The 17,084-nt window shown below is 63.9% G+C and carries 13 protein-coding genes; 4 read left to right on the top strand and 9 right to left on the bottom strand.

Annotated features, from left to right (window positions below):
• Positions 1 to 173: 173 nt before the first annotated feature.
• The 5 genes from rnd to AC0L27_RS05075 all read right to left on the bottom strand — a co-directional run bounded on the left by rnd (position 174) and on the right by AC0L27_RS05075 (position 5,746).
• Entirely contained in the window at positions 174 to 1,325 is a 1,152-nt protein-coding gene (rnd, locus tag AC0L27_RS05095; RefSeq protein WP_007591909.1) for a ribonuclease D, read from the bottom strand.
• Between the two features lie 411 nt (positions 1,326 to 1,736).
• A complete protein-coding gene (locus tag AC0L27_RS05090; RefSeq protein WP_354203905.1) occupies positions 1,737 to 3,068 on the bottom strand; it encodes an ABC transporter substrate-binding protein in 1,332 nt (443 codons plus the stop codon).
• Positions 3,069 to 3,079: 11 nt separating this feature from the next.
• On the bottom strand, positions 3,080 to 3,949 hold the full coding sequence (locus AC0L27_RS05085) for a carbohydrate ABC transporter permease (protein ID WP_354203903.1): 870 nt from the start codon (positions 3,947 to 3,949) through the stop codon (positions 3,080 to 3,082).
• On the bottom strand, positions 3,946 to 4,893 hold the full coding sequence (locus AC0L27_RS05080; RefSeq protein WP_354203901.1) for a carbohydrate ABC transporter permease: 948 nt from the start codon (positions 4,891 to 4,893) through the stop codon (positions 3,946 to 3,948). Before AC0L27_RS05080 ends, AC0L27_RS05085 begins: the two co-directional genes overlap by 4 nt.
• Position 4,894: 1 nt before the next feature.
• Positions 4,895 to 5,746 carry a phosphodiesterase gene (locus tag AC0L27_RS05075; RefSeq protein ID WP_473318019.1) on the bottom strand — a complete coding sequence of 284 codons (852 nt, stop codon included), beginning with the start codon at positions 5,744 to 5,746 and terminating at the stop codon, positions 4,895 to 4,897.
• 198 nt (positions 5,747 to 5,944) lie between these two features.
• On the opposite strand from AC0L27_RS05075, the gene AC0L27_RS05070 reads away from it, so the two are divergent.
• Entirely contained in the window at positions 5,945 to 6,478 is a 534-nt protein-coding gene (locus tag AC0L27_RS05070) for an REP-associated tyrosine transposase (RefSeq protein WP_354203899.1), read from the top strand.
• Between the two features lie 126 nt (positions 6,479 to 6,604).
• On the opposite strand, the gene AC0L27_RS05065 is transcribed toward AC0L27_RS05070, so the two are convergent.
• Positions 6,605 to 8,080, bottom strand: coding sequence for a protein adenylyltransferase SelO (locus tag AC0L27_RS05065; RefSeq protein ID WP_354203897.1), 1,476 nt, complete (start codon positions 8,078 to 8,080; stop codon positions 6,605 to 6,607).
• Between the two features lie 194 nt (positions 8,081 to 8,274).
• On the opposite strand from AC0L27_RS05065, the gene aspS reads away from it, so the two are divergent.
• Entirely contained in the window at positions 8,275 to 10,047 is a 1,773-nt protein-coding gene (gene aspS, locus AC0L27_RS05060) for an aspartate--tRNA ligase (RefSeq protein ID WP_275167165.1), read from the top strand.
• A 157-nt stretch (positions 10,048 to 10,204) separates the two neighbouring features.
• On the opposite strand, the gene AC0L27_RS05055 is transcribed toward aspS, so the two are convergent.
• Entirely contained in the window at positions 10,205 to 12,175 is a 1,971-nt protein-coding gene (locus tag AC0L27_RS05055; protein ID WP_473318017.1) for a hypothetical protein, read from the bottom strand.
• A 245-nt stretch (positions 12,176 to 12,420) separates the two neighbouring features.
• Here AC0L27_RS05055 and AC0L27_RS05050 point away from each other — a divergent pair, with 245 nt between their 5' ends.
• Positions 12,421 to 14,730 carry an NADP-dependent malic enzyme gene (locus tag AC0L27_RS05050; protein WP_007609425.1) on the top strand — a complete coding sequence of 770 codons (2,310 nt, stop codon included), beginning with the start codon at positions 12,421 to 12,423 and terminating at the stop codon, positions 14,728 to 14,730.
• Positions 14,731 to 14,991: 261 nt separating this feature from the next.
• Positions 14,992 to 15,444, top strand: a complete 453-nt coding sequence (locus AC0L27_RS05045) for a DoxX family protein (RefSeq protein WP_354203892.1) — start codon at positions 14,992 to 14,994, stop codon at positions 15,442 to 15,444.
• Positions 15,445 to 15,455: 11 nt separating this feature from the next.
• Here AC0L27_RS05045 and AC0L27_RS05040 read toward each other — a convergent pair whose 3' ends face one another.
• Complete coding sequence (locus tag AC0L27_RS05040; RefSeq protein WP_354203890.1) at positions 15,456 to 16,007, bottom strand: dihydrofolate reductase family protein; 552 nt, start codon at positions 16,005 to 16,007, stop codon at positions 15,456 to 15,458.
• A gap of 8 nt (positions 16,008 to 16,015) precedes the next feature.
• Positions 16,016 to 17,044, bottom strand: coding sequence for a polysaccharide deacetylase family protein (locus AC0L27_RS05035; RefSeq protein ID WP_354203888.1), 1,029 nt, complete (start codon positions 17,042 to 17,044; stop codon positions 16,016 to 16,018).
• Positions 17,045 to 17,084: the final 40 nt, after the last annotated feature.

Below are 17,084 nucleotides of genomic sequence, written 5' to 3'. Positions count from 1 at the left end.
TGCAGGCGGAGCGATCCGCCGCGCTCTCGGTGTCGTCCTGGCGAAAGCCAGGACCCCATCACCACAGGGAGTGGTTTGGCGAAGATTGGTCGTTCGGTACAGCCACCGCCCGCCACGATAGATTCCGTGGTATGGGTCCCGGCCTTCGCCATGACGACAAGGAGGCATCGGGCCTATTCCGCCCGCTGGACCCCGATCACGCGGCCTTTCTCGACCGCCAGCGCCAGCTCGCCGCGCTTCAGTTTCAGTGCGGCCTCGCCGAACAGCTCGCGGCGCCAGCCGCGTAGCGCCGGCACGTCGGCCTCGTCGTCGGCCGCGATCTCCTCGAGATCGTCGACGGTCGCAATCACCTTGCTGGCGACCGCATGGCGCTCCGCGGTCATGCGCAGCAGCACCTTCAACAGCTCGACGATCGCGGCGCCATTGTTGTTGTTGCGCGGCTTTTCCAGCTTCGGCAGCGTGGCGTGATCGCGCGCCAGACCGCGCTCGACGGCGGCGACGATGTCGGCGCCCCATTTGGATTTCTCAAAACCCTTCGGCACGGAGCGCAGGTTTGCGAGCTTCTCGATCGTATTCGGCGCGTGGGTCGCGATGTCGCTGACGGCCTCGTCGCGCAGCACGCGGCCGCGCGGCACGTCGCGGCTCTGCGCCTCCTGCTCGCGCCAGGCGGCGACCTCCATCAGGACCGCGAGGTCCTTGGGTTTGCGCACTCGCGTCTTGAGCCGTTCCCAGGCGCGCTCGGGGTGGAAGTCGTAGGTCTTGGGCGAGGTCAGGACCTCCATCTCGATCGAGACCCATTCGCTGCGGCGGCGCTTCTTGAGGTCGGCATCGAGCGCGGCGAACACGTCGCGCAGATGCGTGACGTCGGAGACCGCATAATGCATCTGTTCCTTGGTCAGCGGCCGGCGCGACCAGTCGGTGAAGCGGTGGGTCTTGTCCGGACGGTGTCCGGTGACCTTCTCGACCAGCGCGTCGTAGGCGATGCTGTCGCCGTAGCCGAGCACCATGGCCGCGACTTGGGTATCGAACACCGGGTGCGGGATGATGCCCGCCTGGTGCCAGATGATCTCGATGTCCTGCCGGGCGGCGTGGAACACCTTCAGCACGGCCTCATTGGCCATCAGCTCGAAGAACGGCTTGAGGTCGATGCCCGCGGCCAGGGTGTCGATGACGATCGCTTCCTCGGCGCTGGCCATCTGCACCACGCACAGCAGCGGGTAATAGGTGGTCTCGCGCAGGAACTCGGTATCGACGGTAATGACGGGGTGCTTGGCCAGCCGGCTGCAGGCAGCCGCAAGGTCAGCGGTGGTGGTAATTAAATCCATGAACGGCCCATGACAAGTCCATCAGCCGTTCTGCCGAAAGCGCTGTGATGTCAAGGGGCTCGAAGCGAATTCGAGCCTTGCATTTGGGCCGGAATCGCATTTTCCGACGAAAATCCTATTCGTAGCGGACCCGCCGGGAGGGTTTGCGCGCACAAGGCAGCGCCACCACGACCACGCACATGGCGACCAGCGCCAGCCCCAGGAACTCGAAAACCAACAGATCCACGGCAAAACCCCTCAGAAACATCGCTAAACTTGTCTGGGGCGAATTGAGGGTTTGTTAATTCTCGTGGTTACCGGCGCCCGGGGTGGGCCGGATGGTGGACGCGGGGTTAACGGGGGCGGCCGTCCAACGAATTCGGCGCCCCGCATGACGGAGCGCCGAGGCTTGTCTTGCCGATGTCGCCGGCCTTACGGCAGCTTCAGCGATGTCTCCGCATTGTACGGCTTCAGCGTCTCGTCCGCGGCCTTCTGGGCGGCGACGAGGGCCTCCTTCGGCTGCTTCTTTCCGTTGAGGACCAGCATGACCTCGTCCTCCAGCGTCTTGCGCACCGGCACGGTCTTGTAGGTCGCAAACCACGGTTTTGCGACGTCGAGCTGCTCGACGGCGGTCTTGGCGTCCGGGTTCTTGTTCAGGAATTCGACCATCTCAGGCGTCTTGTAGGCGGCCATGTTCGGGGCGAAATAGCCGGTGGCGCGGCTCCACCAGCCGCTCTTCTCGGGCGAGGTCATCCACTTGATCAGCGTCCAGGCGGCCTTCTGCTTGTCGGCTTCCTGGCCCGCCGGAACGATCAGCGAGGCGCCGCCGATCGGCACGGCGTTGCGGACGTTGCGCGGGATGAACGCGACCTTGTAGGCGAACTTGGCATTGTCGCGCACATAGGTCAGCGAGCCCGTCGAGAGCATCATCATCGCGGCGTTGCCGGAGATGAAAGAGGTGCTGACGGCAGGGCCGGGCGTAGCGCCGGGTGCGTGAACCTTGTGCTTGGTGACGAGGTCGTTCCACCAGGTCAGCGCGCCCAGCATCGAGGGCGCGTCGTAATAGACCTCGCCGCCGAACTCCTCGTTGTAGTAGCGCCCGCCATTGGTCATGGTGAGCGTTTCCATCATCCAGCCGCAATAGTCGTAGGCGCAGGGGATCGCGATGCCCCATTGGGTCACCTTGTCACCCTCGCGCTTGGTGAGCTTTTTGGCCCAGTCGGTCAATTCGGCCCAGGTCTGCGGCGGCTTGCTCGGATCGAGGCCCGCTTCCTTCGCCTTGTCGGCGTTGATGTAGAGCAGCGGCGTCGAATTATGGAATGGCACGCCGTAGACCGAGCGGTTGATCACCGCGTTGCCCTGCAGCGCCGGAAAGAACTGGCCCAGAAACTGCTCCTTGGTGGTGCCGTCGGAGGCGATCAAGGGATCGAGGTTTGTGAGCTCGTTCTCGATCTGCATATCGAGCAGGAAGTTCGCCGACATGATCACGGCAGCCGGCGGCTTGCCGGCCTTGATCGAGGCGCGCGTCTTGATCAGCGTGTCGTCATAAGAGCCGGTGTAGACGGCGGTCGCCTTGATCGCGGGATGGGTCTCGTTGAACTCCTTGATCAGGGTGCCCATGTCGCGGGCGAGCTTGCCGTCGACGGGAACGGGAAAGAACAGGTCTATCTCGGTCGGGCCTTCGGCCAGCGCCGGGAAGGTGAGGGCGCTTGCCAAAGTGCCTGCGATGGCAAGGCCAAGCATGAGCCTGCGGGAAAATTGCATCGAGAAATCTCCTATTTGATGCCTGAGGTGACGAAAGAGCTGATGAAGCGTTTCTGGAAGATCAGGAAGGTGATCAGCAGCGGTGCGATCACCATCAGCGTGCCGGCGGCGATGGTGCCCCAGGCCTGCGTGCCTTCCGCGGTCGCGGTGAATACCGAGAGCCCGACCGTGAGCGGCCGCTTGTCCGGCGAGTTGATCACCATCAGAGGCCACAGGAAGTCGTTCCAATGGCTGGTCACGGAGATGATGGCGAAGGCCGAGAAGCTCGGCATCGACAGCGGCACGTAGATGTGGCGGATGCGCTGGAGAAGGCTGGCGCCGTCGATCAGGGCGGCGTCTTCCAGCTCGGTCGGTATAGCCTCGAACGCTTGCCGCATCAGGAAGGTGCCGAAGGCCGAAGCGAAGAACGGCATCATCACGCCGGTGAGCGTGTCGTAGAGGCCGAGCTGCGCCACCAGGCTCAAATTGGGCACGATCAGCAGCACAGGCACCAGCATCAGCTGCATCAGGAACAGATAGAAGATCAGCGTCTTGCCGGCGAAGTCGAGCCGGGCAAAGGCAAAGCCCGCCAGCGTGATCGTGAAGACCTGCACCAGGAGGATGCCGGTGCAGATGATGATGGTGTTGAGGGTGTAGCGCGGGAAATCGCCGATCTCCCAGGCGTCCCTGACGTTGTCGAGTGTCGGCTTCAGGCTCGGCATCAGCTCGGCCATCAGATTGATTCCGTCAGATGCCGGGCGCAACGTCGCCACGCCCATCCACAGGAACGGGATCAGCCAGATGACCGCGAGCAGCACGGTCAGCGCAAAGCCGAGCTTTGGCGTGATCTCGCGGCGCGTGGCGAGCGGGGCGTCCCTGAACAGACGGTCGACCAGCTTCATGACCCCTCGCGGTTTGCCATGGTCCGGAAAGAGAGCGCGGTGAGGCCCATCAGCGCCGCAAGCGTCAGCAGTGTCGCTGCCGAGGCCTTGCCGATGTCGTAGTGCTCGACCGCCTGCTGGTAGATGTAGAACAGCACGAGATTGGTCGCGTTGGACGGGCCGCCCTTGGTCATGACGAAGACGTGGTCGACCTGCGTGACCGCGTTGAGCGTGGCGATGACCGTGACGAACAGGAAGGTGGGCTTGAGCTCGGGGAGGATGATGTGGCGCAGCCGCTGGTACGGACCGGCGCCGTCGAGATGGGCGGCTTCCATGACATCTTCCGGCACCGCCTGCAGGCCGGCCAGGAAGAACAGCATGTAGTAGCCGGCGTTCTTCCAGATCGTGATGACCATGATCGCATAAAGCGCGATGTCGGAATCGCCGAGCCAGTTCGGCAGCACCGGAAGCAGGCTGCCAATGTAATAGTCGAGCAGTCCGACATTGGGCAGGAAGATGAACAGGAACAGCGCAGAGGCCGCGACCATCGGAATCAGCACCGGCAGAAACAGCGCGGCGCGCAGCACGCTGGTCACGGCGTTGGTGCGCGACAGCGCCAGCGCGAACAGCAACGCAAGTCCGATGCTCGGGACCGCGGTGCCGACGGCATAGACGAGATTGTTGACGACCGCGCCGGTGAAGGCGGGATCCGCAAGCACCGCTGCGATGTTGTCGAGACCGACGAAACGGACCGGCGCCCTGGGCGTGGCGCGCTGATACAGCGCGTCGACGAGGACGCGGCCCATCGCACCGTAGGTGAACAGCGCTAGGAAAACGAGCGATGGCAGCAGTAGCAGATAGGCCGGCAGCGAGGTTTTGAAGCGGTGAGAGAACCGATTCAGGATATGCAGGCGCGGTGGCGCCGAGGCCGCGACCGGGAGAGCCGCGGGTTCTGCGAAGCTCATCTCATCGCGCCGGGAAATTGAGCGCATAGTCGCGGCCGTCCACTCCCGCCGGTGGCTCGAAGGGAAAGCGCAGACTGGTGTCGAGGAAGTCGTGGCTGTGCACGACCAGGTTCTCGCCGTCGATCAGCACCACGCCGTAGGCCGGCGGCTCATGGCTGGCGAGATGCTCGGCCGCAGCAGCGTCGAGCTCGAACCAGACCTGGTGGTTGGTGCCGCGAAGCGTCGAGAATGGGATCTTGCCGTAGCTGCCGAAGGTCGGCCGGTGCACGTGGCCGAAGAAGAGGTGGCGGATGCGCGAACGATAGGGCGCGATCACCTCGGCGAACTCGGCGCTCTGTGCCAGCGAGATTTCGTCCATCGCGTGGACGCCGACCGGGAACGGCGGATGATGCATGAAGACGACGAAGGGCATGTCCGCCGGCGCGGCTGCCAGCGTGCTTGCGAGCCACCCCAGGCGCTTGGCGCACATCTCACCGGCGTGGCTGGTCTCGTCCAGCGTGTCCAGAAACACGAACAGGCCGTGCTCGGTGGTGCGCGTGCCCTGCACGAAACCGTTGGAATCGCGCGGGGCGGACTTAAGACTATCGAGGCAGGTGACGCGGCGGTCGTGATTGCCGACCATGGCGATGTAGGGGATTTTCAACGCCGCCATTGCGTCGGCGAAATTGGCGTAGGATTCGGCCTCGCCCCAATGGGTGAGGTCGCCGGTCACGACCGCGAAGGCGGCATCGACGTGATGCTTGTTGATGTCGGCAATCGCAGCGTCAAGCCGGGCGCGCGGATCGAGGCCATACAGCTTCAACCCGGGGTTCGCGAGATGCGTGTCGGTGATGTGGATGAACTTGAAGGGCATGGCGCTTGTCAGGATCGTTGGAGGGTGGGCGCCTCCGGCAAGACGACCCTGACAGGCCGTTAGAGTGCGAGTGTTTCAGTTTGATGACAGCGGTTCCGGTGGCGCGAGGCGTCCACAAGCTCGGCTCGGTAGGGTGGATTAGCCGAAGGCGTAATCCACCACTGTGAGCCAACTGCAAGTTGTGGTATTTGCTGCTCTATGTCGGACTACCGCCGCGCATTCGTTCCGGGAGGTTGCTGGTTCTTCACGGTGAATCTGCTTGATAGGCGGAAAGCTCTGCTGACTGACCGGATCGAGTTGTTGCGAGATGCAGTCGCCGCAACGCGCCAAAGCCACCCGTTCTCCATCAATGCTTTCGTCGTTCTACCGGATCATATCCACGCAATCTGGAAGCTGCCACCAGACGATGCGAATTTTTCGGTACGTTGGCGATTGATCAAGACGCGTTTCGCCAAAGCGCTACCAATGAACGAGCGTCTAAGTGCCGTCCGCGCTGCACGAAACGAGCGCGGAATCTGGCAGCGCCGCTTCTGGGAGCATCTCATCCGCGACGAGACCGATTACGCACGTCACGTTGAGTACTGCTACTACAATCCCGTCAAGCACGGGCACGTTTCGAACGTGGGTGACTGGCCGTACTCGTCGTTTCATCGCGATGTCCGCGACGGACTGTTTCCCGAGGATTGGGGTGGCGATCTCAACATGACAGGCGAGTTCGGAGAGCGGGCTTGATGATCGCGGCAGCGTCAGTCGTAGGGTGGATTAGCGAAGCGTAATCCACCGCTTTACTTCCGCTTGTTGAGAGACAGGTGGTGGATTACGCCTTCGGCTAATCCACCCTACGCACCGAATTTGCCTCTAGGTCCCGCAAAACGTCTGCAGCACTCGCTGGTCTGGCAGCGGGGGATCGGCGTAGGCGGCGTAGTCCGGCTGGTCCTCGAACGGCATTGCCAGCACCTTCACCAATTCCTCGAACGGCGTGTAGTCGTCGTTGTTGACGGCGGCCTGGATCACGGCCTCGACGCGGTGGTTGCGCGGGATGAACATCGGGTTGACGGCGTGCATGGCGGCTTGCCGTTCGGCTGCGCTCTGCGGCTCCAGGGCTGTGCGCTCGTGCCAGCGCCTGGCCCACTCATCGAACGCCCCGGGGTCCATGAACTGGGCGCGTGCATCGTCCGCAGCCGGATCGCCAGCGGCATCACCAAGCTTGCGGAAGGTGAGGGTGAAGTCGGCCTGGTTCTTCGCCATGGCGTCGAGCAGGTCCTGGATCAGCGCATCGTCGCCGTCGCGCTCCGTGAACAGGCCGACCTTCTTGCGCAGGCCCGCCTGATAGGCGTTGCTGAACGTGTCGGAGAAGGCGCCGAGAATGTCCTGGGCCTCGGCGACCGCCTTTTCCTGATCGTCGGAGAACAGCGGCAGCAGGCATTCGGCCAGCCGCGTCAGATTCCACAGCGCGATGCGCGGCTGGTTGGCATAGGCATAGCGGCCCATCTCGTCGATCGAGGAAAACACCTGCGAAGGGTTGTAGGCGTCCATGAAGGCGCACGGGCCGTAATCGATGGTCTCGCCGGAGATGGAGCTGTTGTCGGTGTTCATCACGCCGTGGATGAAGCCGACCAGCAGCCAGCGTGCGACCAGATCGGCCTGGCGCGCGACCACGCCGGACAGCAGCGCGTGATAGGGCCGCTCGGCGCCTGATAGCTCCGGATAATGGCGGGCGATCACATGGTCAGCGAGCCGGCGAATGGCGTCGGTGTCGCGGCGGACCGCGAAGAACTGGAAGGTGCCGACGCGGATGTGGCTCGAGGCGACGCGGGTCAGCACCGCGCCGGGCAGCGCGGTTTCGCGGATGACGTGCTCGCCGGTGACGACGGCAGCGAGTGAGCGCGTGGTCGGGATGCCCAGTGCGAACATCGCTTCGCTCACGATATATTCGCGCAGCACCGGCCCGAGCGCGGCACGGCCATCGCCGCGGCGGGAGAACGGGGTGGGTCCCGAGCCCTTGAGTTGGATGTCGCGGCGGATGCCATCCTTGTCGATGACTTCGCCGAGCAGCACCGCCCGTCCGTCGCCGAGCTGAGGCACGAACTGTCCGAACTGGTGGCCGGCATAGGCCATGGCGATTGGATCGGCACCGGCGGGAACCGTCTTGCCCGCCAGGATTTCGGCGCCCTCAGGGGTCTCCAGCACATCTGGATCGAGCCCGAGCTGGACCGCCAGCGGCCGGTTCAGCTTGATCAGCCGGGGCGCCGCCACCGGCGTCGGTGCGACCCGGGCGAAAAAGCTGTCGGGCAGCGCCGAATAGGAGTTCTGGAACGGGAAATGGACTGTCATGGCCTCAAGATAGGCGTGGAACGCCTGATGGCAAAGGCTTGAGCCCAGATTGGGCAAAAATGGGCACTTCCAGCCGAAAACGGGCCGTTCCATTGGTTGCCGCACCCGGCCTCGTCGGGTAAACCCTGCCGCAACTTTGGGCCTGCCGTCTCGGCGGTTCGATTCGATCCTCCGACATTGAATTTGGGACGACCATGCATCGCTACCGGTCACATACATGCGGCGCGCTCCGCGAGAGCAACATCGGCGAGACGGTCCGCCTGTCAGGCTGGGTCCATCGCGTTCGCGACCACGGCGGCGTGCTGTTCATCGACCTGCGCGACCATTACGGCCTGACCCAGTGCGTGGTCGACCCGGACTCGCCGGCGTTTGCGCAGGCCGAGAAGCTGCGCTCGGAATTCGTGGTCAAGATGGACGGCAAGGTCCGCCGCCGTCCCGAAGGCACCGACAATGACGATTTGCCCACCGGCAAGATCGAGATCTATGTCAGCGAGATCGAGGTGTTGGGCCCGGCCGGCGACCTGCCGCTGCCGGTGTTCGGGGACCAGGAATACCCTGAAGACATCCGCCTGAAGTACCGCTTCCTCGACCTGCGTCGCGAGAAGCTGCACCAGAACATCATGACGCGGGTCGAAATCATCAAGTCGATGCGCAGGCGCATGGAGGGGCAGGGCTTCTTCGAGTTCAATACCCCGATCCTGACCGCGTCCTCGCCGGAGGGCGCGCGCGACTTCCTGGTGCCATCGCGCATTCATCCCGGGAAGTTCTATGCACTGCCGCAGGCGCCGCAGCAGTACAAGCAGCTCCTGATGATGTCGGGCTTCGATCGCTACTTCCAGATCGCGCCCTGCTTCCGCGACGAGGATCCGCGCGCGGATCGTCTGCCGGGCGAGTTCTACCAGCTCGACGTCGAGATGAGCTTTGTCACGCAGGACGACGTCTTCGCCGCGATGGAGCCTGTCATCACCGGCGTGTTCGAGGAGTTCGCCAAGGGCAAGCCGGTGACCAAGGGCTGGCGCCGCATTCCGTTCGCCGAGGCGCTGCGCAAATACGGCTCCGACAAGCCGGACTTGCGCAACCCGATCGAGATGCAGGACGTCTCCGAACACTTCCGCGGCTCCGGCTTCAAGGTGTTCGCGCGGATGTTGGAGGACCCCAAGAACCAGGTGTGGGCGATCCCGGCGCCGGGCGGCGGTTCTCGCGCCTTCTGCGACCGCATGAATTCTTGGGCGCAGGGCGAGGGACAGCCGGGCCTCGGCTACATCATGTGGCGCGAGGGCGGCGAGGGGGCCGGTCCGCTCGCCAACAACATCGGTGCTGAGCGCACCGCCGCGATCCGCGCGCAGATCGGCGTGAAGGAAGGCGATGCCGCGTTCTTCGTCGCCGGCGATCCCGACAAGTTCTGGAAGTTTTCAGGATTGGCCCGCAACAAGGTAGGCGAGGAGTTGAACCTCACCGACAAGGAGCGGTTCGAGCTCGCCTGGATCGTCGACTTCCCGATGTACGAGTACAACGAGGAAGACAAGAAGGTCGACTTCTCGCACAACCCGTTCTCGATGCCGCAGGGCGGCCTCGAGGCGCTGAAGGGTCAGGACCCGCTGACCATCAAGGCGTTCCAGTACGACATCACCTGCAACGGCTACGAGATCGCCTCCGGCGGAATCCGCAACCACGTGCCGGAAGCGATGGTGAAGGCGTTCGAGATCGCCGGCTATGGCGAGCAGGAAGTCGTCGATCGCTTCGGCGGCATGTACCGCGCCTTCCAGTACGGCGCCCCGCCGCATGGCGGCATGGCCGCCGGCGTCGACCGCATCGTCATGCTCTTGTGCGGCACCAACAATCTGCGCGAGATCTCGCTGTTCCCGATGAACCAGCAGGCTATGGACCTCTTGATGGGCGCACCGTCGGAGCCCAGCCCCAAGCAGCTCCGCGAGCTGCATGTGAAGGTGAATCTGCCGCAGAAGTGAATGCAACGCCTCTCCTCTCACGCGGGAGAGGGCCACGGATTCGTCATGCCCGGGCTTGTCCCGGGCATCCACGTTTTTAGGATTGCATGAGAGAACGTGGATGGCCGGGAGAAGCCCGGCCATGACGGCAAGTGAGGCGTGCGCGGGCCGGCTCGCCCTACAGCCCCGTCGACGCCTCGATCCTGAACTGCGCAAGCGCGCTCTGTGGGTCGGTTTGCAAGAGCTGCATCAATTGCATCAGCGGTGCCTTGGCGCGCGGGGACAGCTTGATGGAAAGCGTCTGGCCCGGTGTCTCGACGAAGCGGGCGATCGCGTCCACGGCCGCGTTTGCATCCGGATTGGCGGAAGCAACTTGCTCGCGTTTAGCCTTGATGCTCTCGACGAGCGCCTGGCGTGCGGTATCGCGGCTGACATTCTGCATGCGCGCGAACTGTGCCGCGACGAGATCGACGACGCCGCCGTCGCGCAATGAAAATTCGAGCGTGCCCGCCTCGATCTGGGCCGCCTGGCCCATGAGCTGGGCGGGATCGGCCGAAAACACCTCGCGTGGTACGTTGCCGAGGCCGATACGCAGTTGCGCTCTTGCGATCCCTCCGATGTCGAGGGTCGCGGGCGTCAGGGCGAAGCTGTTGGACTGTTCGGTCCAGGCGGCGCCGAGATCGAGGTCGATGGCGAGCTTGTCGACGCCGGCGGCTAGCAATGGAAGCTGATTCGGATCGGAAGGATCGGTGGGCGTGACAAGTTTGGCAACCACATGCGCCTTGCTCGGGATCGAGCCGACCAGCTGCCCCCAGTCCAGGCTCAGCGTGTCGATCGTGACCAGCTTCTTGGTGGTCTTGAACGGCGCCGTCACGCCCTTGATCTCCGCGCCTGCGAGCACGCCGAACAGCCCGAGCATCTGATCCGGCGAGGGCGCCCGCCCGGGAGTGGTGAGGCTTGCCGCCCAACGCATCAAATTCGCGATGCTGAGCGATTTGAGTGCGAAGCGCTCCATCTTGATTTGACCTTGCGGCGTCGGCGCATCGAGGCCCTCGAGCGCGAACTCGCCCTCTTGGTATCTGATGGCCCTCAGCCGGGGCGTTCCTTGCGGGGTCGTCATCGACATGGTGCCGATCTCGATCTTGCCGACGCGAAGGCCTTCGTAGAACCCGGCGAGCTTTTCCATCATCAAGCGCGATTGCGCCGGCGTCGGCGGGACCGAGCTGTCCGCCGGCAGCAGCGCCAGGATCTCGGCGGGCCGGAATTTCGACGGTTGCACCGCAATGTCGGTGATGGCGATCCCATCGACCTGCATCCGGATGCCGAGCGTCGACGTCACGACATAAGTGCCGCTGGACATCTGTCCGTAGACACGATGATAGCTGTCGTCGTTGGCCTTCTGGGGATCGAGCGCGGCGGCCATCGCGGTAGAATCGAAATCATTGATGATGATGTCGGACACCTCGCCGGTCAGCTTGTCCGCCTTGCCCGGCTGCGGCACGTTGATCGTGAAACTGGCGCGCTCCGCCTTGATCGTGGCGATCTTGCCCTGGCCGAGCTTTTGGATCGCAAGACCCGAATAGGCGACCTCGCCACTGCCTCCGGCGCTTTTGCCCGCATCGAAGGCGACTGCGAGGGTCGGCACTATGATGGAAGAAGCCGTCACGTTTGCGTACTGATCGAGCACGAAACGGTACATGTCGATCAGGGAGCCTGACGTCGGCGCGTTCTGAGCATGAATGGGACCGACGTAATCCCGCATGGTCAACTGCGGCACCTTGTAGAAGACTTTCAGCTTCGCGGGGCCGATTTCGTCCAGCGCGACCTCGAAGCCCGAGATATCGATGCTGTCGGCCGCGAAGCGTGTCTCTTCGACCTGACGAATGCCCACGCCCTTGATAGCGGCGATCTTGACATGAGCCTGTGGCTGGTTGGCAGGCTCAACCGCGATATCCTCGATCGTCAACGTCCGGCTCGTCAGATCGAACGCCACCTTGCCGTGGCTCGCCTTGCCGCCACTGGCCCGGATCTGCTCGAACGCCGCCTCGATCTCGGCAGTGACGCGATGTTTTGCGTAGAAGCTGAAGCCGAACCATCCGCTCGCGGCGACCACGGTCACGACGATCAGGCCGATCAGGATTCGCTTCATTCCCAGCTCCAGTTGCCCGCGTTGCACGAGGCAACCTGCCATATTCGCAAAGCAACGCGCGGTCCAGGGAAAGCTAGCGCTATCAGATATTTGACCGCGCGCCCTGTTGATGGGGCCGCAATCGGATGTTGCCACCGGGGCGCCCGGCGTGCTTCATCCCGTTTCCATGACCCGGAAATACCACCCGAAGGCGGACCGGTCAGGACAATGTAGTTTGAGGCCGGTAACGCGAGGCAAGACACCGCATGTCGTCCTATTCTGATGATCTCCACCAGGCGGCGCTGGCCTATCATCGGCTGCCGCGCCCCGGAAAGCTCGAGATCCAGGCAAGCAAGCCGCTTGCCAACCAGCGCGACCTCGCGCTGGCCTATTCGCCGGGCGTCGCCGCCGCCTGCATGGAGATCGCCAAGAACCCCGCGGAAGCGGCGACGCTGACAATCCGCTCCAATCTGGTCGCCGTGGTTTCGAACGGCACCGCCGTGCTCGGCCTCGGCAATATCGGCCCGCTGGCCTCGAAGCCGGTGATGGAGGGCAAGGCGGTCCTCTTCAAGAAATTCGCCGGCATCGACGTGTTCGACATCGAGATCGCGGCCGACACCATCGAGCGTGTGGTCGAGACGGTGGCCGCGCTCGAGCCGACCTTCGGCGGCATCAATCTCGAGGACATCCGCGGACCGGAATGCTTCGAGATCGAGGCGCAGCTCAAGGAGCGCATGAAGATCCCGGTCTTTCATGACGACCAGCATGGCACCGCGATCATCGTCGCCGCCGCGATCACCAACGGGCTGCGCCTCAACGGCAAGAACCTGTCGGACGTCAAGATCGTGGCATCGGGGGCAGGGGCCGCAGCGCTCGCGACACTGAACCTGCTGGTGTCGATGGGCGCGCAGCGCAAGAACATCTGGGTCTGCGACATCGACGGCCTCGTGCACGAAGGCCGCAACACCACCATGGATCGTTGGAAGGCGGTCTATGCGCAGAAGACCGACAAGCGCACGCTCGCCGACGTGATCGGCGGCGCGGACATCTTCATCGGCCTGTCCGCACCGGGCGTGCTCAAGCCCGAGATGGCCAAGGCGATGGGCGACAAGCCGCTCATCATGGCGCTCGCGAACCCGACGCCGGAGATCATGCCGGAGGAGGCGCGCAAAGTGCGTCCCGACGCCATGATCTGCACCGGCCGCTCCGATTTTCCGAACCAGGTCAACAATGTCCTGTGCTTTCCCTTCATCTTCCGCGGCGCGCTCGACGTCGGCGCCAGCGCCATCAACGAGGAGATGAAGCACGCGGCCGTGGAGGCCATCGCGCAGCTCGCGCGCGAGGCGCCGTCCGATGCGGTCGCGCAAGGCTTCGACACCGGCGAGACGCAAGGGTTTGGCCCGGGCTCGCTGATCCCGAGTCCCTTTGATCCGAGGTTGATCCTGCGCATCGCGCCGGCGGTGGCGAAGGCCGCGATGGAATCGGGCGTTGCGACCCGGCCCATCACCAATTTCGACGAGTACACCGCGCTGCTCGAGCGCTTCGCGTTCCGCTCCGGCCTCGTCATGAAGCCGATGTTCGCCAAGGCCAAGACCCAGCCGGTGCGCGTGATCTACGCCGAAGGCGAGGATGAGCGCGTGCTGCGCGCGACCCAGGTGGTGCTGGAAGAGAAGCTGGCGACCCCCATCCTGGTCGGACGTCCCTCGGTGGTCGAGGCGCGCATCAAGCGTTTCGGCCTGTCGATCAAGGCCGGCAAGGACTTCGACCTCGTCAATCCCGAGGACGATCCGCGCTACCGCTCCTACGTGCAGTCCTATGTCGAGGTCGCCGGCCGCCGCGGCGTGACGCCGGATGCGGCGCGCACGGTGGTGCGCACCAACAACACCGTCATCGCGGCGCTCGCAGTGGTGCGCGGAGAGGCGGATGCCATGCTCTGCGGCGTCGAGGGCCGCTACATGAGTCATCTGCGCCATGTCCGCGAGATCGTCGGGTTTACGCCGGGGATCAGCGACTATGCGGCGCTGGCGCTGCTGATCACGAGCAAGGGCGCCTTCTTCATCGCCGATACCCAGGTGCGGCCCAATCCGAGCGCCGAAGAGCTCGCCGAGATCGCCTCGCTCGCGGCGGTCCACGTCCAACGCTTCAACATCAAGCCGAAGATCGCCTTCGTCTCGCATTCGGATTTCGGCAGCTACGACACGGAATCCTCGCGCAAGATGCGCCGGGCAACCCAGCTCCTGAAGGAGAAGCATCCGGAACTCGAGGCCGACGGCGAGATGCAGGGCGACACCGCGCTCTCGGCCGCTGCGCGCAAAATGGTGCTGCCGCACTCCAATCTCGAGGGCGAGGCCAACATCATGATCATGCCAAGCCTCGACACCGCCAACGTCGCCTACCAGATGATCAAGTCGCTGGCGGACGCGCTGCCCGTCGGTCCGATCCTGATCGGCCCGGCGCGCCCGGCCCACATCCTGACCCCGTCGGTGACGGCGCGAGGCATCCTCAACATGACCGCGGTGGCTGTGGTGGAAGCGCAGGAGCGCGCGTCGCGGCAGCAGCCGACGTTGTTTACGTAAGGGGCGGGGCGGCGCGTTGGGCGTCTCTCGGAGCCGCGATCGTTCCGCAGGCTCGTCGTGCCCGGCCATGACGCCGAGCGCGGTGCGGTCGCTGCTTTTTTCGATTCCGCTAGGGAGCGCCAAGCGAATAGCGCGCCACCAACTTTGAATTGCTCGCAGTTTTCCATTTCCCCGTTTGTAAACCGGCGAATGACTCTCCATAATCCCTTAGTGCTTTCGCCAAAAATCCGGTTTCAAAAAGCCTGAGCAAAGAGGCCGATCATGCCAGCGTTCGTGACTTTCGGGCGGATCCTGTTCGCCGTGCTGTTCATCTACACGGGTGCGGCAAGACTGTTTGCCATGCAGTCGACGGTTGATTTCATCGCCGCCAAGGTTGTCGTGCCGGACATGATTGCGCCTTACACCAAGCAGATCGAGACGGCGACGGCCATGACCACGCCGCAACTGCTGGCGATCGCGGTCGGCGTGCTCGAGATCGTCGCGGGGGTGATGATCGCTCTGAATTTCGGCGCGCGCTTCTTCGCGATGCTGATGATCGTCTATCTCGCGGTCGCGACCTTCCTGTTCTACGACTTCTGGAACCAGGTTCCGCCCGACAACGGCAAGATGCTGGTCGACGCCCTCAAGAACCTGTCGATCATCGGCGCGCTGTTCATGATCATGGGCTACGGCCGCGTCACGCGTCCGGCGGAGGCAGCCTACGGGGACGTGTGAAGGTTAAACCACTACGTCCTGCGCCACGGCGTGACGGTCACGTCATGCGCCGCATCGAGCAGATACGGCGCTCCCGGCTTCATCCCGTGTGAGGCCAGCACTTCCCGAGGTGTACGCGACGGTACTTCGACAAAACAGCCTTCGCCGCCGGGCAGCCGCAGATGCGGGGCTTCCGACAGCCAGAACGTGTCGTAGCGGTCCATGAACATGTCGAACACGACGGGCCCGCCGATGATTGCGATGGTACCGGAAGCGACATCGGCGAACGCGCAGGCGTCTTCGAAGCTGGCGTGATCCGGATTCCACAAGGTCGCGTTCGGCATCTCGGGATCGACGGTCAGCGCCTTGATCTTGCGCGTCAGGATCAGGCGCTTGCGCTTGGGTGAATTCGGCTGCTGCTCGTGCGAGTGACGACCGTGCACGATCAGCGCCGCGCGATCGAGCGCCTGTTCGAAGAACAGCTTGTCGCCTTCGAATTTCAGGCTGTCGGGCATGACATGGTCAGCGTCGGCGAGCATGCCGTCCGCGGAGACGATGACGTAGCCTTCGATCCGAAAGGACAATGGCGCGGCTATTCGGAAACCGTCGTCACGACGCTGTTGACCGGCCGGGTGCTCACCGTCGGCAGCTTGACGTCCTTGAGCAGCTCCTGGTCGTATTCCGGCAGCGTCGAGGCCGGGAACTTGGCGCGCATCGCCACCACCTTATAACCGCCGGCCTTCAGGCGCTTGAGCAATTCGGGGAGGGCCTCCGCAGTGTGCTTCTGGAAGTCGTGCATCAGGATGATGCCCTTGCCCTTGGTATCCAGCTTCTTCATGACGGTCTCGACCACCTTCTCGGGTTTCGAAGCCTTGAAGTCGAAGGAGTCGATGTCGCAGGAGAAGATCGCGGTGTTGCGGTTGCCGAGATAGGTGACCATCTCCGGCGGATGCTGGAGCGCCGGGAAGCGGAAGAACGGCGAGGGCGAAATGCCGCCGAGCGCCCACTTCACGGCAGACAGGCCCTTCTCGATCTCTTCCTTGCGCTGCGCTTCCGTGAGCTTCTTGTTGTTGAGGTTGGCGTGCGACCAGGTGTGGGTGCCGACGGTATGGCCGGCCGCGTAGACCTGTTTGAGAATCTCCGGCTCGTAGGTCGCGTGCTTGCCGATAGAGAAGAAGATGCCGGTGGTGCACTCGTCGGCGAGCGCCTTCAGCACCGCGGGCGTGTTTTTAGGCCAGGGGCCGTCATCGAAGGTCAGCACCACCTCGTGGTCGCGCAGGAAATCGAGCTCCTTGAAATGCTCGAAGCCGAAGCCGGGACCGCCGGTGGTGTCGATCTCGACAGTGCGGGCGACGCCGAGCGCGCCCGGCGTGTTGCAGGCTGCGCGGGCGGGTTGCGGAGCTTGTTTGGGCGGGGGAGGATTGACGAAACCCGCCGGCGCGGCGGCCGCTACTGCAGGAGCGGGTGCCGGAGCCGGAGCGGGCGCAGCCGCAGCCGGCGTTGCCACCGGAGGGGCTTGCGTCGCGGCAGCGGGCTTTGCAGGTGGGGTCTGCGACCATGCCGCGCCCGTCATCGCAAGAGACATCGCACTTGCCAAAATCAGTCCTGCCGCCACACGCATGGTGTTGTCCTCGAGATTGATCCCGTTGTTCCGCCGCGGC

This window comes from Bradyrhizobium sp. Ken51, assembly GCF_055807435.1.
Note: the sequence above shows the minus strand (reverse complement) of the source record. Positions and strands in the feature narration are given on the sequence as shown.